The sequence below is a fragment of the Variovorax sp. Varisp41 genome, from assembly GCF_047325085.1.
GTDB lineage: Bacteria > Pseudomonadota > Gammaproteobacteria > Burkholderiales > Burkholderiaceae_C > Variovorax.
Genome location: NZ_CP168540.1, coordinates 5,796,267 through 5,817,099, shown reverse-complemented (window position 1 = coordinate 5,817,099; position 20,833 = coordinate 5,796,267). Strand labels below are relative to the sequence as shown.

13 protein-coding genes are annotated in these 20,833 nt (G+C 70.0%); 10 read left to right on the top strand and 3 right to left on the bottom strand.

What is annotated here, in order from left to right; translation table 11 throughout:
* Positions 1 to 85 precede the first annotated feature (85 nt).
* The 5 genes from ACEN9J_RS26990 (at position 86) to ACEN9J_RS26970 (ending at position 8,846) form a co-directional block, all read left to right on the top strand.
* Positions 86 to 991: a LysR family transcriptional regulator gene (locus ACEN9J_RS26990; RefSeq protein ID WP_413762528.1), complete on the top strand. Its 906-nt coding sequence runs from the start codon at positions 86 to 88 to the stop codon at positions 989 to 991.
* A 155-nt stretch (positions 992 to 1,146) separates the two neighbouring features.
* Positions 1,147 to 3,609, top strand: a complete 2,463-nt coding sequence (locus tag ACEN9J_RS26985; RefSeq protein ID WP_413762527.1) for a type VI secretion system Vgr family protein — start codon at positions 1,147 to 1,149, stop codon at positions 3,607 to 3,609.
* 5 nt (positions 3,610 to 3,614) lie between these two features.
* On the top strand, positions 3,615 to 4,625 hold the full coding sequence (locus ACEN9J_RS26980; protein ID WP_413762526.1) for a DUF4123 domain-containing protein: 1,011 nt from the start codon (positions 3,615 to 3,617) through the stop codon (positions 4,623 to 4,625).
* Positions 4,626 to 4,647: 22 nt separating this feature from the next.
* Entirely contained in the window at positions 4,648 to 7,611 is a 2,964-nt protein-coding gene (locus tag ACEN9J_RS26975) for a metallophosphoesterase (RefSeq protein WP_413762525.1), read from the top strand.
* Between the two features lie 8 nt (positions 7,612 to 7,619).
* Positions 7,620 to 8,846 carry a right-handed parallel beta-helix repeat-containing protein gene (locus ACEN9J_RS26970; protein WP_413762524.1) on the top strand — a complete coding sequence of 409 codons (1,227 nt, stop codon included), beginning with the start codon at positions 7,620 to 7,622 and terminating at the stop codon, positions 8,844 to 8,846.
* A 14-nt stretch (positions 8,847 to 8,860) separates the two neighbouring features.
* Here ACEN9J_RS26970 and ACEN9J_RS26965 read toward each other — a convergent pair whose 3' ends face one another.
* Positions 8,861 to 10,411, bottom strand: coding sequence for an MFS transporter (locus ACEN9J_RS26965; RefSeq protein ID WP_413762523.1), 1,551 nt, complete (start codon positions 10,409 to 10,411; stop codon positions 8,861 to 8,863).
* 156 nt (positions 10,412 to 10,567) lie between these two features.
* Between ACEN9J_RS26965 and ACEN9J_RS26960 the strand changes: the two genes are divergently transcribed.
* Positions 10,568 to 11,473 carry a LysR family transcriptional regulator gene (locus ACEN9J_RS26960; protein WP_413762522.1) on the top strand — a complete coding sequence of 302 codons (906 nt, stop codon included), beginning with the start codon at positions 10,568 to 10,570 and terminating at the stop codon, positions 11,471 to 11,473.
* A gap of 1 nt (position 11,474) precedes the next feature.
* Here ACEN9J_RS26960 and ACEN9J_RS26955 read toward each other — a convergent pair whose 3' ends face one another.
* Both ACEN9J_RS26955 and ACEN9J_RS26950 read right to left on the bottom strand, forming a co-directional pair.
* Complete coding sequence (locus ACEN9J_RS26955) at positions 11,475 to 12,947, bottom strand: AAA family ATPase (protein ID WP_413762521.1); 1,473 nt, start codon at positions 12,945 to 12,947, stop codon at positions 11,475 to 11,477.
* A 113-nt stretch (positions 12,948 to 13,060) separates the two neighbouring features.
* Entirely contained in the window at positions 13,061 to 15,577 is a 2,517-nt protein-coding gene (locus tag ACEN9J_RS26950; RefSeq protein ID WP_413762520.1) for an ABC transporter permease, read from the bottom strand.
* A gap of 208 nt (positions 15,578 to 15,785) precedes the next feature.
* On the opposite strand from ACEN9J_RS26950, the gene ACEN9J_RS26945 reads away from it, so the two are divergent.
* The 4 genes from ACEN9J_RS26945 to ACEN9J_RS26930 all read left to right on the top strand — a co-directional run bounded on the left by ACEN9J_RS26945 (position 15,786) and on the right by ACEN9J_RS26930 (position 20,825).
* Positions 15,786 to 16,076 (top strand): hypothetical protein, encoded by a 291-nt coding sequence (locus ACEN9J_RS26945; protein ID WP_082321945.1) that lies wholly within the window; start codon positions 15,786 to 15,788, stop codon positions 16,074 to 16,076.
* A gap of 82 nt (positions 16,077 to 16,158) precedes the next feature.
* Entirely contained in the window at positions 16,159 to 19,236 is a 3,078-nt protein-coding gene (fdnG, locus tag ACEN9J_RS26940) for a formate dehydrogenase-N subunit alpha (RefSeq protein WP_413762519.1), read from the top strand.
* A 3-nt stretch (positions 19,237 to 19,239) separates the two neighbouring features.
* Positions 19,240 to 20,205 (top strand): formate dehydrogenase subunit beta, encoded by a 966-nt coding sequence (gene fdxH / locus ACEN9J_RS26935; RefSeq protein ID WP_057592954.1) that lies wholly within the window; start codon positions 19,240 to 19,242, stop codon positions 20,203 to 20,205.
* Positions 20,202 to 20,825, top strand: a complete 624-nt coding sequence (locus ACEN9J_RS26930; RefSeq protein ID WP_261214860.1) for a formate dehydrogenase subunit gamma — start codon at positions 20,202 to 20,204, stop codon at positions 20,823 to 20,825. The genes fdxH and ACEN9J_RS26930 overlap by 4 nt, the downstream gene beginning before the upstream one ends.
* Positions 20,826 to 20,833: the final 8 nt, after the last annotated feature.

The window sequence follows — 20,833 nt, the reverse complement described above, 5'->3', positions numbered from 1 at the left end:
CTTCGATCGTTCCGCCAAAAAGATAATCACCGCCAAATCGCCATTACCATTCCATTCACTTCAACAATAGACCGACGGCATCGCCATGGACCGCTTCCAGGAAATGCAGGCCTTCGTGCGCATCGCCGAGCGCCGGAGCTTCACCCAGGCCTCGGAAGACCTTCGGATTCCGCGCGCCACCGTCACCAACCTGATCAAGCGCGTCGAGCAGCGCATCGGCACCCGGCTGCTCGAGCGCACCACGCGCACCGTGCGGCTCACGCAGGACGGCGAGGCCTACTACCGCCGCTGCGTGCGCCTGCTGGCCGACGTGGAGGAGGCCGAGGGGCTGTTCCGCGACACGGCGCCCAAGGGGCTGCTGCGCGTCAACCTGCAGGGCACGCTGGCGCGGCATTTCGTGGTGCCGGCGCTGCCGGACTTCCTGGCGCGCCATCCCGAGCTGACGCTGCACATCGGCGAGGACGACCGCCTCATCGACCTGGTGCGCGAGGGCGTCGACTGCGTGCTGCGCGCCGGCACGCTGCAGGACTCCTCGATGGTCGGGCGCCGCATCGCGCTGCTGCCGCAGGTCACGGTGGCGAGCCCCGATTACCTGGCGCGGCATGGCGAGCCGGCCGATCCCGCGGCGCTGGCCGCGCCCGGCTCGACGCATCGCGCGGTCGACTACCTCTCGAGCGCCACCGGCAAGCCGGTGCCGCTCGAATTCACCGTCGACGGCCGCGTGAGCACGCTGCAGCTGCCGGCCACCGTGTCGGTCACCGGCACCGACCTCTACACCGGCTCGGCCGTCGCGGGCCTGGGGCTGGTGCAGGTGCCGCGCTACCGCGTGGCCGCGGAGCTGGCCGACGGGCGGCTCCATGTGGTGCTCGACGGCTTCGCGCCGCCGCCGATGCCGGTGTCGGTGCTCTATTCGCAGCACCGGCAGCTGTCGGCGCGCGTGCGCGTGTTCACGCAATGGCTGCGCGAGGTGTTCGAAGCCGCCGAACTGTGATCGGCATGTGAAGCGCGCGTGCGCGCCCCTTCGACTTTTGCACGCTCGGCACGGATTTGTGGCGCGCCACCGCGCGGGTTGACCGTTGTTTGCAGACCCGGCGCCGCGTGCCCCGCACACTGGCCCGACCGCTTCGCTCACCCAGGAAGTCGTCGATGCCACCACGCACCCTGTGGGTCCGTTCGCCCGCGATCCCTCTCGTTTCCGGTCGCCCCGCGCTGGAGCCCGTGCGCCTCGCGGGGCAGGAAGGCATCAACGGCCTGTTCGACTACGAGCTGCTGCTCGAGACAACAGAAGCGGCGGACCTCGACCTCGATGCCTTCATCGGCCGCGAACTCCACTGCGAGATCGCGCTCGACGATGGCCAGGACGGCATCCGCGAGATCAACGCGCTGATCGCCGAGGCCGCCTGCCTGGGCGAATCGCAACGCCACGCGCGCTACCGGCTCGTGCTGCGCCCCTGGCTGCACCTCGCCACGCTGCGCAGCGACTGCCGCATCTTCCAGGACCTCGACGTGGTGCGGATCCTCGACCTGCTGCTCGAGCCCTATGGGTTCCCGATCGAGAAGCGCCTGTCGCAGCGCTATCCGGTGCGCGACTACCAGACCCAGTTCAACGAGAGCGACTTCGCGTTCTTCAGCCGCCTGTGCCAGGAGTGGGGCATCAACTACCACTTCGCGCATGAGCGCGGCGCGCACCGGCTGGTGCTGTGCGACCACATGGGCGCCCACGCGCGCTTCGCGAGCCCGGCCTGCGCCGAGGTCGAATACCACGCGCCCGGCTCGAAGCTCGATGCCGAGTACCTGCACAGCTTCGTGCCCGAACATCGCCTGACGAGCGGCCGCTACGCCACCCGCGACCACGACTACCTGCGGCCGCACGCCGACCTCGGCGCCGGCCAGTGCGACCCGCGCCCCACGGGCCAGGCCGACGGCGAGGTCTACCAGTGGCACGACGCCCACGCCGGCAGCCATGTCGCGCAGCCCGGAGCGGGCGCCGCGCCCGGCAACGATCCCTTCGATGAAGGCCCGCTGCTCGCGCGGCTGCGCATGCAGGCGCTGCGCACGCACGGTGCACGCGCGCGGGCCAGTGGCAACCTGCGCGGCATGGTGCCCGGATGCAGCTTCGGCCTGCGCAAGCATCCGCGCGCGGCCGCGAATACCGAATACCTCGTGCTCCACACGCGCTTCCTGCTCGAGGACACGGGCCACGAGAGCCAGCGCGATGCGGCGAGCGCGCAACGCTGGCGCGCCGAGGTCGAACTCCTCGCGCACCCGATGAGCGAAACCTTGCGCCCCGTGCCCACGCAGCCCAAGCCGCGCGCCGGCGGTCCGCAGGTGGCCACGGTGGTCGGTCCCGCGGGCGAGAACCTCTGGACCGATGCGCTGGGCCGCATCAAGGTGCAGTTCCCCTGGGACCGGCTCGGCACCCATGACAGCCACAGCAGCTGCTGGCTGCGCGTCTGCTCGCCGTGGGCCGGCAACCAGCTCGGCGCGATCCACGTGCCGCGCATCGGACAGGAGGTGCTCGTCGACTTCATCGGCGACGACCCCGACCTGCCGGTCTGCACCGGGCGCGTTCACAACGCGCTGAACCTGCCGCCCTGGGCCCTGCCCGCGCAGGGCGCGCTGAGCGGCTTGCGCAGCCGCGAGCTGGCACCGCGTGGCGGCAATGCCGCGGCGGGTCGCGGCAACCATCTGCTGATGGACGACAGCGAAGGCGAGATTCAGGCGCAGCTGCGCAGCGACCACGGGCATTCGAGCCTGGGCCTGGGCTTTCTCACGCGCGTGGAAGACAACGCCGGGCGCAAGGAGGCGCGCGGCCAGGGCTTCGAGCTGCGCACCGACGCGCAGGGCGTGTTGCGCGCGCAGGACGGCCTGCTCCTGAGCACCGAGGCGCGGCCCGATGCCGCGAAGCATGCCAAGCACATGGACGAGACGACGCGGCGGCTGGCGCGGGCCGCCGGCCGGGTCGAGGCGCTCGCGCTGGCCGCGCGCCATGCCGGCGCGCAGGACGGCGAGGACGACCAGGCCATCGTCGCGGCCGCGCTGCGGCAGCAGAACGATGCGCTGCGCGGCACGCGCGGCGACTTCCCCGAACTCGACGCGCCGCATCTGGTGCTCGCGAGCCCCGCCGGCATCGCCCTGAGCGCCGACCAGGGGCTGCACGGCCACAGCGGGACGCACATCCAGTTCAGCAGCGGCGGCCATGCTTCGATCGGCACCGGCCGACGCCTGCTGGCCAGCGTCGCCGAGGGACTGCGTGTCTTCGCGAAGCGCCATGGCATCCGGGCCTTCGCCTCGGAGGGCGAAGTCCGTTTCGAGGCGCAAAGCGATGCCATCGAAACCACCGCATCGAAGGACATCGAGATCGTCAGCACCGAGGACACGGTCTACATCGTCGCCAAGAAGAAGGTCACGCTCGTGGGCGGCGCGAGCTTCAGCGAATGGAGCGAGGGAGGCCTCCGCCATGGCACGCCCGGCAGCTGGATCGAGCATGCGGCCCTGCATGCGACACCGGGGCCGGACACGCGGCCGACCGCCGAGGCCGCGAGCGTCTGCGAGGCCTGCATGGCGCGCGCCCGCGTGCAGCGATCCGGCGTGGTGCCGCGCGAATGACGGCCATGGCATCGATCGAGGCAACGCTGTTGCGGCGGCTGGCGGGCGACCTGCGCCATCTGCTGCACGCGGCGCCCGCGGGCGCCACCGTTCATGCCCTCGTGGAGGCGGCGCTCTGCGTGCCCGAAGGCGCGCTCGCGCGCTGGATCGCGTGCCAGGGCCTCGAGGCGCACGCACTGCTCGACGGCACGCCCGAGGCGCGATTCGCGAACGACGGCCCCTGGCTCGTGGCATTGCCGGCGCGCATGCCCGACATGGCCATCGACGAGCTGGCGCGCATCGCCGCGCTGCCGCAGGCCCTGCTGCTGCTCGGCAGCCCGCTGCCGATGCCGCGGCTCGCCAACCACCTGCGCAGCTGGCTCGATGCCGCCATGGTCGATGCGGAAGGCGGGCGCACCGGTCTGCTGCTGCGCTGCTTCGATGCCTGTACCGGCATGGCGATGGTCGACCTCTGGCCCGCGGCGGAACGCCAGGCCTTCGTGAGTGCCTTCGACGGCTGGTGGGGCTGGAATGCCCGCTTCGCGCTCGAACACCGCGCGGGCGCCGCACGGCCGGTGGCGGCGCCTCGCACCGAGCCGCTGGTGCTGGACGAAGCGCTGCTCGAGCGCATCGACGCCCTCAACCGCGCCGAGCGCCTGCTGCACCTGGTGCTCGACGAGGACGTTGCGGCCGGCGAACTCGATGGCGTTCCGTGCTGGCTGCACCGTGCCATCGCCAGGCGGGCGCTGGCGCGTACGCAAGCGCTGGGCCTCGCGGGCTGGCAGGACGAACGCATCGCGGTGGCGCTGTGCCTGCGCGTACATCCCGCGATCCTCGAGCAGCCCTGGATGTGCGCGCTCGCGGCCGGCGCCCGCACGGGGAATGGCGGTCTCCTGCGCGCCGTTGCCGGCATCGCACCCGAGGTCCTCGACGCCGAGCGCCGGCGTCATGCGGCGCGCGTGCTGGAGGACATGGCGCGCGAGATCGCGGGCCGCGCGACCGGCCATGAGCTCACCGCCACCGTCTCGCCCCACTGAGCGCCCACGAAAGAAACCGCCCATGGACATCGCCAGCAGCCTCGCCAACGCCGGCAACGGCCAGCACGACCGCGGCGTCAGTTGCCATCCCTCCGAGGCCACGGCACGGGTCGCTGCCGTCATCCTCTACCCCAGCCTCGGCTGCCCGCTCGTGCTGGCACCGGGCCAGACCCGCGCGCGCCTCGTGATCGGCGTGAACGCCAGCGACAGCCGCCGCTTCGCCGTCGACGCCACGACCGGACTCGCGCAGGCCGCGCATCCCTACATCGACCGCCACTTGCGCCTGTGCCCCATCGAACGCAAGCCGGACGATACCGACACGACGCAGGGCACGCTGTTCGGCGATGGCCGGACCTACGCGAAGGCACGCGCCGCGCTCACGACGCGCGCCCTCGGCCCCTTTCGCGCGCAGAGCGTCGTGCACTGCAGCGACGGCACGGCCTTCAGCCTCTCGCCCGCGGGCATGCGGCTCTACCATGAGTTCGAGGGCGGCACGCTCTACGAGATCGAGTTCGACCCGCGCGCCGCGCCCTTCGCGCGCATCGACGCCTCGGGCTTCCAGAGCTTCGCCTGGATGGTGGCGCTGACGCCGGCCGAGAAGAAGGCCTGGCCCGATGGCAATGCGCCCTGCGCCGCGCACTACCAGGACCTGCTGGTCCAGCGCTTCCTGCAGGCGCAGCGCGGCACGCGCGGCGGAGCGATCGGCGACCTGCGCGAGTACGACGTCGATGCCATCGGCGCCACGCGCATCGGCGCGCCCGGTGCCGACCGGCCGCGGCTGCAGGCCTGGCACCCCGTGATCCGCGCGAGCACGCCGACGCTGCGGATCGCGCACCTGAGCGACGTGCACGTCAACCTGCGCCAGCAGGCGCTGGCCCGTTCGCGCGCGATCCTGCTCGAGGGCGCGGAAGGCGCCGGCCCGCTCGCCGAACCCTTCGCCGCGCGCACCCTGTGCAATGCCTTCCTGCACCTGCGCGGCCTGTTCGAGGCCGTCGCCCCGAGCCGCGAGCCCGACAGCGCCCTGCTGCTGACCGGCGACCTGATCGACTTCAACCGCAACATCGATCCCGCGCGCGCCGGCGCCACGCTGGGCGAGCAATGGCGCGCCTTCAACATCCTCGGCAACGCGCACGACGCCGATCTCTACGCGCGCTGGCAGGACGACATGCAGGTCTACAGCCTCGTGCGGCATGCCTATGCGCGGCTCAGGCTGCCGGTGTTCATGACCACCGGCAACCACGAGGCCTACGAGATGCCCTACGGCATCAGCCCGCGCGTGGGCGGCTGGGGCATGGCGCTCGGCGCGATGGAGAACGCCGGCCGGCATGCCGGCCCGTCGGTCGTGGAGCGCACCGATCCGGCCCTCGCGCGGCACCGCGGCCGGCTCGAGGAGGCCAGCCGCTTCTCGCCGACCCGCGCCAACGAAGGCATCGCGGCCGACCACAACCTCACGATCTACGAAGCCGCGCTCGCCTATGGCCCGACCTACGGCCAGACCTACACCTCGCTCAACTACGACGCCGCCAACTTCGATCTCTTCGGCGCGCTGTTCAATCCGCTCGGCGACTTCGTCGTCGGGCTCGGTGGCCCGCAGGGCGCGCGAACGGCCGGCCAGCTGCTCGTGGGGCTGGCCTGGGGCGAGCACGAGAACTTCCAGAACCTCGCGGGCGGCACCGGCAGCGTGGGCGTGGACCGCCAGGGCGCCATGATCCTGCCGCGCGCCGCGAGCAGCTTCAGTCCCGGCCAGCAGGCGCTGCTGCGGCATGCGCAGCAGCTCAAGGCCGCGAGCGGCGCATCGCTGCTCGTGGCGAGCCACTTCACCATCTTCAGCTACGACCAGGGCGTGCCCTTCTCGGCCGCCGATGCCGGCTTCACGCCGGCCGACACGCCCGATGGCCAGCTCCACAGCCCGGGCGGCCTCACCGCCTTCAACATGGGCACCTGCGAGCGCAGGCTGCGCTGGTACTTCGACCACCTGGTCCTCGGCGATGGCCCGCGGGTCGACTGGCACTTCAGCGGCCACAGCCACCGCGCCGGCGTCTATCAGGCCGCGCGCAGCGCGCGGTCCAGGGGACGCGTCGAGGTCACGAGCGCCCGAGACCCTGGGCTGGAGGGACCGCAGACGGGCGATGGCCGCGCAGCGCGTTTCGTCGTGTCGAGCTGCGGCGGACCCATCGGCTACCAGAACCTCGACGGCGAACTCGCGGGCTGGACCTTGCGCCCGCCCGCGGGCAGCGTGCTCGACCCGGTACGCCATCGGCTCTCGCAGGTGCGAAGCGCGACGGGGACGGGGCGACCCCGGCTCGCGGTGGCGCTGGACTACCTCCACCTGATGCATCCGAAGGATCCGCCGCTGCGGTTCGTCTGGGCGCAGCGCACGGGGCTGCTGACATCGCGGCGGTCGCCGGAGGTCGAGGTTGTGTTGAGCGAGCGGATGGCGGTGCTGGATTGCATCGCGGGGGTCAGGGTGTGGGTGTGCGAGATGGTCGAAGAGAAGTGGGGTGCATCGAGGGTCTCGCGACCGTCATGGCATGGACTCGAACCGTCCCTGACGCATCGCAAACAGAAGACTCTCGTCTTTTCCGATCACGACCTCGATACCTTGGCCAAGGCAATGATTCCTACCCAGAGCACGAAAGACGAGCTCGAAGAGAAGAAGACAGCGCCAACGCGCCCTGGCGACCGACGCCAAGTGGTCGAGCGCACACCGCAAGCATTTTGCGAAGTGACCTTGAGGCTGCCAGCGATCAAGAAGTCGATTCCCGACTGGCGCCTGGACATGAACCTCGACGATCCCTGGTTCTTTCCACTCGACGTCGGGACCGCCCGCCTCGGTGCCGCGCTCGTCGATTTCATGCGCCGCCCGGCGGGAGAGCGAGGCGAAGTGCCCGACTGGGATTGGCTGCATCAAGCGTGGGGCCGTTTTCCAACGCCGTCCGGCAACCTCTATCCCGATCCCCGCAAAGTCATCCGGCTCGAACGCTAGGAGCACGCATGCAACGCCGTCACCTGGTCACCTCGCTCGCCGGCCTGTCGATCGCCCCGTCCACCTCGCTGCTCACAAGCTGCCGCATCATGAAGAAAGACATCCGAAAGTTCGGCAAGATATTCGAGTACCTCAAGGATGACGTTGCGCGGACCAGGGAGACCGGAGACGCGCTGATGGTCGTCGAGGGCGCATCCTTCGGCGGTTCGGCGTTTCACAAGCAGGTCTGGCGCAATCTGAAATTCGTCGATTGCAGCTTCGAAGGTGGCTATCAGATCCGGCTCGATGCCATGGTCAATGTCGAATTCCGCAACTGCCACTTCTCCGGTGTCCTTGAGTTCGGTGTCATGACAAACGTGAGATTCCTGCGTTGCCACTCCGAGGGAAACTCGAACTGGGGCGGCCAGCAAGGCAGCAGCAACGTCGTGTTCGAAAAATGCCGCTTCATCGGTTCGAACAGCGACAGGAATCGCCAAGGCGCGATCGGAACCTACGGCGAGGCCACCTTCCTGGACTGCGTGATCAAGTGGTTCGACATCAGCGCAGACACGGGCCTGGTCGCCAGGGGCTGCGACTTCGACGATGTGTCCTATCACCCCGAAAGCGCGGCGGTGCTCATCGAGAACTGCAAGCTGCGCGGCACCTTCAACATGATGCCCGCAAGACTCTCCTCGCTGACCATCCGCGACACGGTCGTGGACCATCTGGACCTCAACCGCGCCGACGTGACGGGCGACATCCTGATCGAACGCGTCCGCGGCCGATCATTACTGGCACTGATCGCCGGAGGGACTCGCATCACCGTTCGCGACAGCCAGTTCAGGATCGGTCCGCAGGCGCACTCCCCGTTCAGGCTTGCATCGACCGACACCCTGCACGCCCTGATCGACAACGTCCAGATCAGCGGGGGCAGCAAGCCCGTCGAACTCGGCTTCGGCACTGTGGGCAGGGCGTCCACGGGCATCGCCCCCAAGGTCAACCAGACCTTCACCCTCCGCAACAGCCACATCGACCACCTCGACGCCACCTACCTGCGCAGCGCCCATGTGCGCTTCGAAGGCAACGAGTTCGGCCGCCTCGAGCTGCAGCACAGCCGCATCGGCACGCTGGAGTTGCTCGGCAACACCATCGTGCGCACGGTCGACTTCACGAACGTGGAAGCCGACGACGCCAAGGTGCAACCGCTGGGCGCTGGCCAGGCCCGGCTCGAGGGCTCGAACATCCGGCTCGACTGACGCGCGAGCGTCACTCAGGACGCCGGGCAGTTCAGCGCCGCCTCGGCGCCCTGCGCCTGTTCCTCGCCGCGCAGGAACGCGAACACCACCACCGCCGTCAGCACCGTCACGGCCGCGAGCCCCAGCAGCAGCGTGGCGAAGGCATCGCCATACACCTGCAGCACGGCGGCGCGGTCCAGGCCCGGCAGCAGCGTGAGCGCCTGCCGCAGGCCGCCGGTCGTGACCTGCTGCGCGGCTTGCGACGCGGCCGCTGCACCCGGCACGCCCGGCAGATGCGCCAGCCGCGCCCCCACCAGCGCCGTCAGCGCCGCCCCCACCAGCGCCAGCGCGATGCCCTCGCCCGCCACGCGCACGGTGTTGAAGATGCCCGAGGCCATGCCCGCGCGCTCGCGCGGCACGACGCCGACCGCGAGCCCGTCCATCAGGCCCCAGGGCAGGCCGATGCCGCCGCCGATCAGCAGCAGGGGCAGCAGCAGTTCGCGCGGTGCCGCGCCCGGTGCACAGCGGCCGAGCGCATAGAGGCCCACGGCGCAGACCAGCAGGCCCACGGCCGAGATGGCGCCGGCCGGGAAGCGGTGCGCGAGCCACGCGGCCAGGGTCGGCACGACGAGGATCGGCCCCGACAGCGCGAGCATCAGCCGGCCGGTCTCGGCCACATCGCGTCCCTCGAGGCCGACGAAGCGGATCGGCAGCAGCACCAGCAGCACGACGAAGGCGTAGGCCGGCGCGCTCGCGAGCAGCTGCACGCCGACGAAGCGCGGATAGCGGAACAGCGTCAGGTCGAGCATCGGATGCGCGACGCGGCGCTCGATCGCGACGAAGACGACACCCAGCAGCACGGCGCCGGCCAGCGCGCCCATCACCCAGGGGCTGCCCCAGCCGCTGTCGGGCGCCTGCAGCACGCCCAGGGTCAGCAGGCTCAGCGCGCCCGTGAAGCTCAGGGTGCCGGGCACGTCGAGGCCCATGGCCTGCGGATTGCGCGACTCGCGCATGCACGCCGCGGCGATCGCCAGCGCCGCGAGGCTCACGAGCGCGGGGCTCCACATCACGGCCTGCCAGCCGAAGCGCTCGCCGAGCCAGCCCGCGAGCAGCGCGCCCGAGGCGAGGCCGGCGCCGAATGAGGTGCCGATCAGGCTGAAGGCGCGCGTGCGCGCCGCACCGTCGAAGACCTGCGCCAGCGCGGCGGTGCCGGCGGCGAAGGCCGCGGCCGCACCAAGCCCCTGCGCGGCGCGCGCGAGGTCGAACCACACGATGCCCGGCGCGCACACCGCGAACAGGCTGCCCAGCAGGATCAGCAGCAGCCCGAGCACGAACACGCGCTTGCGCCCGCAGGCGTCGGCCAACGCGCCGGCCGCCATCAGCGTGCCGCCGAAGCTCAGCATGAAGGCATTGGTGACCCAGTTGAGCTGCACCGGGCTGCCGCCCAGCGCGGCATGGATGGCGGGCAGCGCGACGGCCGGGCCGGTGAAGCTCAGCGGCATGCCGATCGCGGCCAGGCAGACGGCGGCGAGCAGCCAGTACGGGCGTGGCGCTGGAGAAGACGAAGACGGAAAAGAAGAAGACATGGACACCCTTCACGCAAGACCGGAAACAGGGCCGTGCGGCGCCGGCCCTGAAGCCCGGCCGACGCCCTCATCGGCGTGAAGAGAAGATAAAAATGATTGAATGCAAAGAGAATGGAGGCACAACTCCACTCACTCCCAACCTGAGGTTGCCAATCGATGGACAGTTTCAGCGGCCTCGAATCCTTCGTGCGGGCGGCCGACCTGCTGAGCTTCGCCAAGGCGGGGCGGCTGCTCGGCATCTCCGCCTCGGCGGTCGGCAAGAACGTGGCGCGGCTCGAGCAGCAGCTGGGCCTGCGGCTGTTCAACCGCACCACGCGCCAGGTGCGGCTCACGCAGGAAGGCGCGATGTTCCACGAGCGCTGCCGCCGCATCCTCGACGAGCTCGACGATGCGCGCGCCATGATGCAGGACGCCGTGGCCCAGCCGCGCGGCCGGCTGCGCGTGAGCCTGCCGACCATCGGCTACCGCTTCCTGCTGCCGATGCTGCCGGACTTCCAGGCCCGCTATCCGCAGATCGAGCTCGACCTCGACTTCAACGACCGGCTGGTCGACGTGATCGCCGAGGGCGTGGACGTGGCGATCCGCAGCGGCGAGCTGGTCGATTCGCGGCTGGTGGCGCGCGGGCTCGGGCCGTTCCGCTTCCTGCTGGTGGCCGCGCCGGCCTACCTCGCGCGCCATGGCGTGCCGCAGCAGCCGGCCGACCTCGCCGACCATGCCTGCCTGCGCTACAAGTTCGTGACCGGCACGCGCATCGAGGACTGGACCCTGCCGGGCCTGCCCGAGCGGCTGCCCTGCACGATGCTGTGCAACAACATGGAGGCCATGCTCGGCGCCGCCATCGCCGGGCTCGGCATCGCCTTCATGCCCGACTTCCTCGCGCGCGATGCGCTGGCGCGCGGCGAGCTGCAGCGCGTGCTCGTGCCCCACGTCACGCACCGCGGCCAGTTCTCGGCGCTGTGGCCGTCGAGCCGGCAGCTGTCGCCGAAGGTGCGGGCCTTCGTGGACTTCGCGGTCGAGCGGATGTTTCCGCCGCCGACCGACGAAGACGTCGGGCGCGACTGACTCAGGCGGCCACGGCGGCCACTGCCGCTTCGGCCACCGCGGCCGGTTCGGCTGGCGCCGCCGACGGCTCCTGCGCCAGGTCGAACAGCGCGCCGATCCGCGCACTGCCGCCCATCGCCGCCAGCTCGCGGCTGCTCAGCGTGGTGCCCGCGCCGCCCTCGAGCTGCGCGATCCGCACCGAGGCCTTCTCGCCGGCCGGCACCATGAAGGGCGAGTGCGTGGTGTAGACGATCTGCTGCGCGAAGTCCTGCTCGAAGTGCGCGAGCAGGTCGGCCTGCGAGCGCGGATGCAGGTGCAGGCCGGGCTCGTCGAGCAGCAGCACGATGCCGCCATCACCCTGCTCGCCGGCCTCGCCGCGCAGGCCCGCGAAGAAGGCCACGTGGAACGCGAAGAACCACTGGAAGCCACGGCTGCGCTCGTCGAGCCCGACCTCGACCTCGTAGGCGCCGCCCGGGTCGGACACCAGCGTGTCGAACTCGTCGCCGTCGAGGTTGAAGCGCACCTTGAGCGGCCGGTCCTTCCACAGCCGGCGGATCTCGGCGGTCATCGCCGCGCCCGCGCGGTTCACGAGCTGGTTGCGCGTGGCCTGGTCGCCGCGTTCGTGCAGCGCATGCAGCTCGCGCGGATCGAGACCGGCGGCGCGGCACAGGGTGCCGAAGCTGCGCTGCGCGCTCGAGAGGTGGTCGCGCGCCTCGCTCGAGAGGTAGTCGGCGATGTTCTGGCGGCCCTGCAGCGCGGGGTACTCGTCGACGAACACGAAGCGCGGCAGCCGCGCGAGGATCCAGTCCTTGGCGCGCGCGAGCGCGGGCCCGTCGCTGACGATCGACAGCGACAGCTCCTCGAGCTCAGTCACCATCTGCGCGGGCTTGTCGGCCAGCTCGGCACCGGCCGCGGCCAATGCCTGGCGCAGCGCGGCCAGGGCGAGCTGCGCGCCCTCGGACCACTTGAGCAGGTCGGGGTTGAGGATCATCGCGCCATCGAAGGCATCGGCCGCCTGCTCGAGCGGCGCGCGCAGTTCGTCGGCCAGCTTCTCGGCCGCGGCCTTCACGGCCGGCACGATCTTGCGGATCTTGCCCTTGGCATCGCCGACATCGATCGACAGGTCGCCCAGGCCCTCGAGGCCGGCCCAGCGCGCCGGGCCATAGCCGCGGCCCGCGGTCACGTGGCTCACACCGGACGCGCGCGGCAGCAGGCGCACCAGCTCGGCCTGCTCCTGCGGCTCGAGGCGCCAGCGCGTGTGGACCACGGGCGTGTCGGCCGTGCATTCGCTCAGGCGGCGATGGCGCGGAAAGTTCTTGATCGGGCTCAGCGCGCTCACCGGCCCCTCGGCCGGGTTCAGGCTGTGCAGCGCGCGCAGCAGGTTGGATTTGCCGGTGTCGTTGCGGCCGAGGATCGTGGTGATCCGGGAGAGTTCGATGGGACCGCTGTCGTTGATCGAGCGAAAGTGGGTGATCTGGAAGGACGCCAGGCGCATGCGGGAAAGTCGATTCACAAAAAAGCAGGGCCGGGGAATGTAGTGCACTCCCGGCCCCTTTCCGATCGGCGCGCGAAAAAAATCGGCGCGCGATGCCTTGCTTGCGACTCAGCTCATTCGGCCGCGCGCCGCAGCGTGTCGACCACGGGCCGGCGCAGCACCTCGCGCAGCCCCCACCAGCCCGCGCCCAACGCGAGCACGGCACCGGCGAGCGCGCCGGCCACCGGCACGATCGGCGAGGCGGTCCAGGTGAACTCGAACACGAAGCGCGCCAGGCCCCAGCCGATCACCGAGGCCACGATGCTCGCGAGGAAGCCCGCGAGCAAGCCCACGCCCGCGAGTTCGGCGCGCTGCACCTGGCGCAGCAGGCTGGCGCGCGCGCCCACCGCGCGCATCACGGCGAATTCGCGCGCGCGCTCCTCGCGCGTGGCGGTGACGGCCGCGAACAGCACCACCAGCCCGGCCGCGAGCGTGAAGCCGAACAGGAATTCGACCGCGCGGATCACCTGGTCGAGCACCGTCTGCACCTGGTTGATGGTGGCGCTCATGTCGACGTTGGTCACGTTCGGGAAGGCGCGCACCAGCGCGTTGTCGAAGCCCTTGGTCTCCGGTGCGCGGAAGGCGCCCATGTAGGTGGTGGGCACGTCGGCCAGCGTGGGCACGGTGTACATCACGAAGAAGTTGGCATGCAGCGAGCCCCAGTCGACCTTGCGCAGCGAGGTGATGCGCGCGTCGTTCTGCATGCCGCCGATGTCGAAGCGCAGGCTGTCGCCGAGCTTCAGGCCCAGGGTCTCGGCCAGGCCCTCCTCCACGCTCACCTCGCCCTGCGCGCCGGGCGTCCAGCGGCCGGCCACGATGCTGTTGTGCGCGGGCGCCTCGGCGCTGTTGCTGAGGTTGAACTCGCGGTCCACCAGCCGCTTGGCGCGGTCCTCGGTGTAGTCGTCGGGCGTCACGGGCTTGTCGTTGATCGCGATCAGGCGGCCGCGGATCATCGGGTACCAGTCGAACTTGTCGACGCCGCCATTGCGCAGCGCCTTCTGGAAGGCCTCGCTCTGGTCGGGCATCACGTTGATGACGAAGCGGTTGGGCGCATCGGGCGGCGTGGCCTTGCGCCAGCTCGCCACCAGGTCGGTGCGCAGCAGCACCAGCAGCACCAGCGCCAGCAGGCCGACCGCGAGCGCGCTGACCTGCACCACCGCATAGGCCGGCCGCGCCGAGATCTGGCGCGTGGCCAGCACCAGCCAGCGCGGCGCCGTGGTTTCGTTGACGCTGCGCCGCAGCAGCTTGACCGCGAGCCAGCTCAAGAGCGCGAACACCGCCACCGCGCCCGCGAAGCCGCCGACCGCGATCAGGCCCAGCTTGATGTCGCTGCTGGCCGCCATCAGCAGCGCCGCGAAGCCCGCCACGCCGATGCCCAGCACCGCCAGCGAAGCCGGCTTGAGCCCGCCCACGTCGCGCCGGATCACACGCAGCGGCGGCACGCGCGCGAGCTGCAGCACCGGCGGCAACCCGAAGGCGAACAGCAGCGTGAGGCCCATGCCGAGGCCGAAGGCCGCGGGCCACAGCGTGGCCGAGGGCAGCGCGGTCTCGACCAGGCCCGCCAGCAGCAGCACGAACACGTAGTGCACGCCGAAGCCGATCGCCACGCCGAGCGCGCTGGCCACCAGCCCGACCACCGCGAACTCGAAGGCATAGGCCCAGGCGATGGTGCGCTGGCTCTGGCCCAGCACGCGCAGCATCGCGCAGTCGTCGAGGTGGTTGGCCGCGAAGCCGCGCGCGGCCAGCGCCACCGCCACCGCCGACAGCAGCGCCGCCAGCAGCGCCACCAGGCTCAGGAATTTCTCGGCGCGGTCCAGCGTCTGGCGCATCTCGGGCCGGCCGCTCTCGAAGGAGTCGAGCCGCACGCCGCGCAGCTCGCCCTTCTTGATCTGCGCCTCGGACCAGTCGACGAAGCGCTTGACCGCCGCATCGGGCCCCGCCACCGCGAGCCGGTAGCCCACGCGGCTGGCCGGCTGCACGAGGCCGGTGCGCGGCACGTCGGCCTGGTTGAGCATCACGCGCGGCGAGAAGCTCATGAAGCCCGCGCCGCGATCGGGCTCGAGCGTGATGACGCGGCCCACGCGCAGGCCGGTGTCGCCCAAGAGCAGCGTGTCGCCGACCTTGAGCGCGAGCGAGTCCAGCAGCGAGGCATCGACCCAGACCTCGCCCGGCGCCGGCACGTCGCGCGTGACCGCGCCCGGCGCGCCGAGAGCGGTGGCGGTCTGCACATTGCCGCGCAGCGGATAGCCCTCGGCCACCGCCTTCAGCGCCACCAGCTTGCTCGCGCCGCCCTGCGCGTCGTCGGCCCGCGCCATGGTCGGAAATCCGTAGGTGCCGGCGGACTGCAGCCCCAGCGAGCGCGCCTGCGCCACGAAGGCCTCGGGCGTCGGGTTGTCGCTGACGATCACCGCGTCGCCGCCCAGCAGCTGGCGCGCATCGCGCTTCAGGCCGCCCTGCAACCGGTCGGCGAAGAAGCCGACGGCCGTGAGCGCGGCCACGGCCAGCAGCACGGCGACGATCAACAGGCGCAGCTCGCCGGCGCGCAGGTCGCGCCAGAGCGTGCGCCAACCCAGGCGGAGGGAGGCGTTCATGGCCGCGACGATAGCCGAGCGACCCGGCGGGCCGCGCATCCGAGGGTTATTGCGGCCCTCTCCTACCCGCCGCGGCCTTGATCGCGGACAGTTGCTGAAGCATGATGCAACAAACATCCAGCCTCCACGGACCGGCAATGGCGCCAGGTCCGGGTCGGCCGGAACAAGAAGAATCCATCGCCGGACCCCCTTCCCCCAAGGAGTCTCGATGACACGATGTCAGCGTCTGCCCACTCTCGCCCTGTGCCTCGCGCTCGGCGTTCTGCTGGCCGCCTGCGATCCCAAGCCGAGCGCGAGTGCCGCCTCCGGCGGCGCCGGCTCCGGTGCCAGTCCCACGGGCGTCACGCCTGCCGCGTCGGGCGATGCGGTCGATGCCTCCTCCGCCCACAAGGGCCCGTCCGAAGGCGGCGCGGCCATCGGCGGCATGAGCGGCCAGGGTGGCGGCTCGTCCGGGGGTGCCCCGCCCCCGACGGGCGGCGACGGCGCCGCGCCCAAATAAGAAGTTCCGTTCCGTTCCCAGCCCCACAGAAGAAGACCACGATGAAACGACAACCCACTTCAGCGCCGCCGGAGGTTCCGTCATGGACATGAACCGCCGGCAATTCTTCCGCGTGAGCAGCGCGGGGCTGGTCGGCTCCAGCATCGTGGCGCTCGGCTTCTCGCCGACCGCCGCGCTGGCCGAGGCCCGCAATTTCAAGCTCGCGCGCACCACCGAGACCCGCAACACCTGCCCCTACTGCTCGGTGGGCTGCGGACTCATCATGTACAGCCTGGGCGACAAGGCGAAGAACGTGGTGTCCGACATCCTCCACATCGAGGGCGATGCCGACCACCCCGTGAACCGCGGCACGCTGTGCCCCAAGGGCGCGGGCCTGCTCGACTTCGTGCACAGCCCGATGCGCCTGAAGTACCCCGAGGTGCGCGAGCCCGGCGGCACCGAGTGGAAGCGCATCGGCTGGGGCGAGGCGCTGGACCGCATCGCCAAGCTGCTCAAGGCCGACCGCGACGCCAACTTCCAGACCACCAACGCCGACGGCAAGACCGTCAACCGATGGACCAGCTCCGGCATGCTCTGTGCCTCGGCCTCGTCCAACGAAACAGGCTACATCACGCACAAGGCATTCCGCTCGACCGGAATGCTGGTGTTCGACAACCAGGCACGCGTCTGACACGGACCGACGGTGGCCAGTCTGGCCCCGACGTTCGGCAGAGGCGCGATGACCAACCATTGGCAGGACATCCAGAACGCGGATCTCGTGCTGATCATGGGCGGCAATGCCGCGGAGGCGCATCCGTGCGGCTTCAAGTGGGTCATCGAAGCCAAGAAACAGAACAAGGCCCGCCTGGTGGTGGTCGACCCGCGCTTCACGCGCTCGGCCGCGATGGCCGACTACTACGCGCCGGTGCGCGCGGGGTCCGACATCGCCTTCCTCGCCGGGGTCATCAACTACCTGCTGAGCAACGACAAGATCCAGACCGAGTACGTCCGCAACTACACCAACGCGCCCTTCATCGTCGGCCCCGACTACAAGTTCGAGGACGGCCTGTTCAGCGGCTACAACGCCGAGAAGCGCAACTACGACCCGAAGTCGTGGGGCTATGCGCTCGACGAGGCCGGCATGGCCAAGGTCGACATGAGCATGCAGGACCCGAACTGCGTGCTGCAGGTGATGAAGCGGCATTACTCGCGCTACACGCCCGAGCTGGTGAGCCGCATCACGGGCACGCCGCAGGACAAGTTCCTCAAGGTCTGCGAGTACATCGCGAGCACCAGCGTGCCCACGCGCACCATGACCATCATGTACGCGCTGGGCTGGACGCAGCACAGCCAGGGCTCGCAGATGATCCGCACCGGCGCCATCGTGCAGCTGCTGCTGGGCAACATCGGCGTGCCGGGCGGCGGCATGAACGCGCTGCGCGGCCACAGCAACATCCAGGGCCTGACCGACCTGGGGCTGCTGTCGAACTCGCTGCCGGGCTACATGTCGCTCGCGCGTGACAGCGAGCAGAACCTGCCCGACTACTACAAGACCCGCGCGCTCAAGGCACTGCGGCCCAACCAGATGAGCTTCTGGCAGAACTACCCCAAGTTCTTCGTCAGCATGCAGAAATCGTGGTGGGGCGACGCGGCCACGGCCGACAACGAGTGGGCCTTCCACTACCTGCCGAAGATCGACAAGCTCTACGACGTGCTGCAGGCCTTCGAGCTCATGAACCAGGGCAAGCTCAACGGCTACATCTGCCAGGGCTTCAACCCGGTGGGCTCGTTCCCCGACAAGAAGAAGATCGTCGACGGGCTCTCCAAGCTCAAGTTCCTGGTCACCATCGATCCGCTGCAGACCGAGACCAGCGAGTTCTGGCGCAACTTCGGCGAGTTCAACGACGTCAAGACCACAGACATCCAGACCACGGTGTTCCGCCTGCCTTCCACCTGCTTCGCGGAGGAGGACGGCTCGCTCACCAACTCCAGCCGCTGGCTGCAGTGGCACTGGAAGGGCGCGGAGCCGCCGGGCGAGGCCAAGGGCGACATCGAGATCGTGGCGGGCATCTTCAACCGCATGCGCCAGGCCTACATCAAGGACGGCGGCGCCTTCCCCGATCCGATCGTCAAGCTGACCTGGCCCTACAAGATTCCGCACTCGCCGTCCGCGCAGGAACTGGCGATGGAATACAACGGCCGCGCGCTGACCGACCTGCTCGATCCGAAGGACCCGACCAAGCCGCCGACGGCCAAGGCCGGCGAGCAGCTCGCGGGCTTCGGCCTGCTGCGCGACGACGGCAGCACCGCCAGCGGCTGCTGGATCTACGCGGGCGCCTGGACCCAGGCCGGCAACCAGATGGCGCGGCGCGACAACGCCGATCCCTTCGGCATCGGCATGGTGCAGAACTGGGCCTGGGCCTGGCCCGCGAACCGGCGCATCCTCTACAACGGTGCCTCCACCGACCCGGCCACCGGCAAGCCCTGGATCGCCAAGCGGCCGCTGGTCGCCTGGAACGGCAAGCAGTGGACCGGCGCCGACGTGCCCGACATCCGCCCCGACGCCAACCCGATGGAGGCCGACGCGGTGCGGCCCTTCATCATGACGGCCGAGGGCGTGGCGCGGCTGTTCGCGCCCACCGGCATGGCCGAGGGCCCGCTGCCCGAGCACTACGAGCCCTTCGAGTCGCCGCTGGTCAACAACCTGCTGCACCCGAACAACGAGAAGGCGCGCGCCAACCCGGCCGCGCGCATCTTCAAGGGCGACCTCGAGCGACTCGGCGTGCCGAAGGACTTCCCGTACGTGGCCACCAGCTACCGGCTCACCGAGCACTTCCACTACTGGACCAAGAACGTGCGCACCTCGGCCATCATCCAGCCGCAGCAGTTCGTCGAGATCGGCGAGGAGCTCGCGAAGGAGAAGGGCATCGGCCATGGCGACATGGTCAAGGTGTCGAGCAAGCGCGGCTTCATCAAGGCCGTGGCCGTCGTCACCAAGCGCATCGTCGGGCTGCAGGTCGACGGCCGCACGGTCCACACCGTGGGGCTGCCGAACCACTGGGGCTTCGTCGGCATCGCGAAGCCCGGGTATCTGGTGAACACGCTGACCCCCTTCGTGGGCGATGCGAACACGCAGACCCCCGAGTACAAGTCCTTCACCGTGAACATCGAGAAGGCCTGACCGATGTCCTCTCTTCAAACCCTAGACATCCTCGCCCGCTCGGCCACCACCACGCCCTCGCCCGAGGTCCGCAACCGCCCGCAGGTGCAGCAGGTCGCGAAGCTGATCGACGTGTCGACCTGCATCGGCTGCAAGGCCTGCCAGGTCGCGTGCATGCAGTGGAACGACCTGCGCGACGAGGTCGGCACCACGCACGGCACCTACGACAACCCGGTCGACCTCACGCCCTCCTCATGGACGGTGATGAAGTTCTCCGAGGTCGAGCCCGAGGCCGGCAAGCTCGAGTGGCTGATCCGCAAGGACGGCTGCATGCACTGCGACGACCCCGGCTGCCTGAAGTCGTGCCCCTCGCCGGGCGCGATCGTCAAGTACGCCAACGGCATCGTCGACTTCATCAGCGAGCATTGCGTGGGCTGCGGCAACTGCGTCACCGGCTGCCCCTTCGACGTGCCGCGCATCAGCAAGGCCGACAACAAGGCCTACAAGTGCTCGCTGTGCTCCGACCGCGTGGGCGTGGGCCTCGAACCCGCCTGCGTGAAGGCCTGCCCCACGGGCGCGCTGCACTTCGGCACCAAGGAGGACATGCACGAGTACGCGTCGGAGCGCATCGTCGACCTCAAGGAACGCGGCTTCTCGAACGCCGGCGTCTACGACCCGGCCGGCGTCGGCGGCACGCACGTCATGTACGTGCTGCAGCATGCCGACCGGCCCGGCCTCTATGCCAACCTGCCGAAGGATCCGCAGATCAGCCCGCTGGTCTCGCTGTGGAAGGGCGTGGCCAAGCCGCTCGCCATGGTGGCGATGATCGGCGCCGTGGTCGGCAGCTTCTTCCACTACATGAAGACCGGCCCGATCGAGCCCAAGGAAGACCATCCGGACGCCGACCTCGACGGCAAGCCCGACGAGGTGGTGGTGATCGAGGAACCGCCGGCATCGGCCCGAGTAGAGACCCGAGGAGAGACGCGATGACCCGCTACTACCTTCGCCGCTACCGCGATGCCACGCGCATGAACCATTGGTTCGTGGCGATCATGTTCTTCGCGGCCGCGCTCTCGGGGCTGGCCTTCTTCCACCCGGCGCTGTTCTTCCTCACCAACCTGTTCGGCGGCGGGCCGTGGACGCGCATCCTGCATCCCTTCCTCGGCGTGCTGATGGTGCTGGGCTTCGCGTTCCTGTTCTTCACCATGTGGCGCGAGAACATCCTCGACCGCGGCGACCGCGAATGGATCGCCAACGCGCCGAAGATGCTCAAGGGCGACAAGTCGAGCATGCCGCCGGTGGGCAAGTACAACGCGGGCCAGAAGCTGGTGTTCTGGGCCTTCGGCATCAGCCTGCTCCTGCTGCTGGTCACGGGCTTCATGTTCTGGAGCCCGTGGTTCGTCCACTTCTTCCCGATCCTCGTGCGGCGCATCGCGGTGGTGGTGCACGCGGCCTCGGCCGTGGTGCTGATCCTCTCGGTGATCACGCACATCTATGCCGCGATCTGGGTCAAGGGCACCCTGCGCGCGATGACGCGCGGCACCGTCACCGAAGGCTGGGCCAAGCTCAACCATCCGCTGTGGCATCGCAAGATGACGCGCGGCGAATGAGCATCCAC

Excerpts from the sequence above, each read along its gene's own strand:
- ACEN9J_RS26990 (WP_413762528.1), top strand. The coding sequence starts at position 86 with ATGGACCGCTTCCAGGAAATGCAGGCCTTCGTGCGCATCGCCGAGCGC.
- ACEN9J_RS26985 (WP_413762527.1), top strand. The coding sequence starts at position 1,147 with ATGCCACCACGCACCCTGTGGGTCCGTTCGCCCGCGATCCCTCTCGTT.
- ACEN9J_RS26980 (WP_413762526.1), top strand. The coding sequence starts at position 3,615 with ATGGCATCGATCGAGGCAACGCTGTTGCGGCGGCTGGCGGGCGACCTG.
- ACEN9J_RS26975 (WP_413762525.1), top strand. The coding sequence starts at position 4,648 with ATGGACATCGCCAGCAGCCTCGCCAACGCCGGCAACGGCCAGCACGAC.
- ACEN9J_RS26970 (WP_413762524.1), top strand. The coding sequence starts at position 7,620 with ATGCAACGCCGTCACCTGGTCACCTCGCTCGCCGGCCTGTCGATCGCC.
- ACEN9J_RS26965 (WP_413762523.1), bottom strand. The coding sequence starts at position 10,411 with ATGTCTTCTTCTTTTCCGTCTTCGTCTTCTCCAGCGCCACGCCCGTAC.
- ACEN9J_RS26960 (WP_413762522.1), top strand. The coding sequence starts at position 10,568 with ATGGACAGTTTCAGCGGCCTCGAATCCTTCGTGCGGGCGGCCGACCTG.
- ACEN9J_RS26955 (WP_413762521.1), bottom strand. The coding sequence starts at position 12,947 with ATGCGCCTGGCGTCCTTCCAGATCACCCACTTTCGCTCGATCAACGAC.
- ACEN9J_RS26950 (WP_413762520.1), bottom strand. The coding sequence starts at position 15,577 with ATGAACGCCTCCCTCCGCCTGGGTTGGCGCACGCTCTGGCGCGACCTG.
- ACEN9J_RS26945 (WP_082321945.1), top strand. The coding sequence starts at position 15,786 with ATGACACGATGTCAGCGTCTGCCCACTCTCGCCCTGTGCCTCGCGCTC.
- fdxH (WP_057592954.1), top strand. The coding sequence starts at position 19,240 with ATGTCCTCTCTTCAAACCCTAGACATCCTCGCCCGCTCGGCCACCACC.
- ACEN9J_RS26930 (WP_261214860.1), top strand. The coding sequence starts at position 20,202 with ATGACCCGCTACTACCTTCGCCGCTACCGCGATGCCACGCGCATGAAC.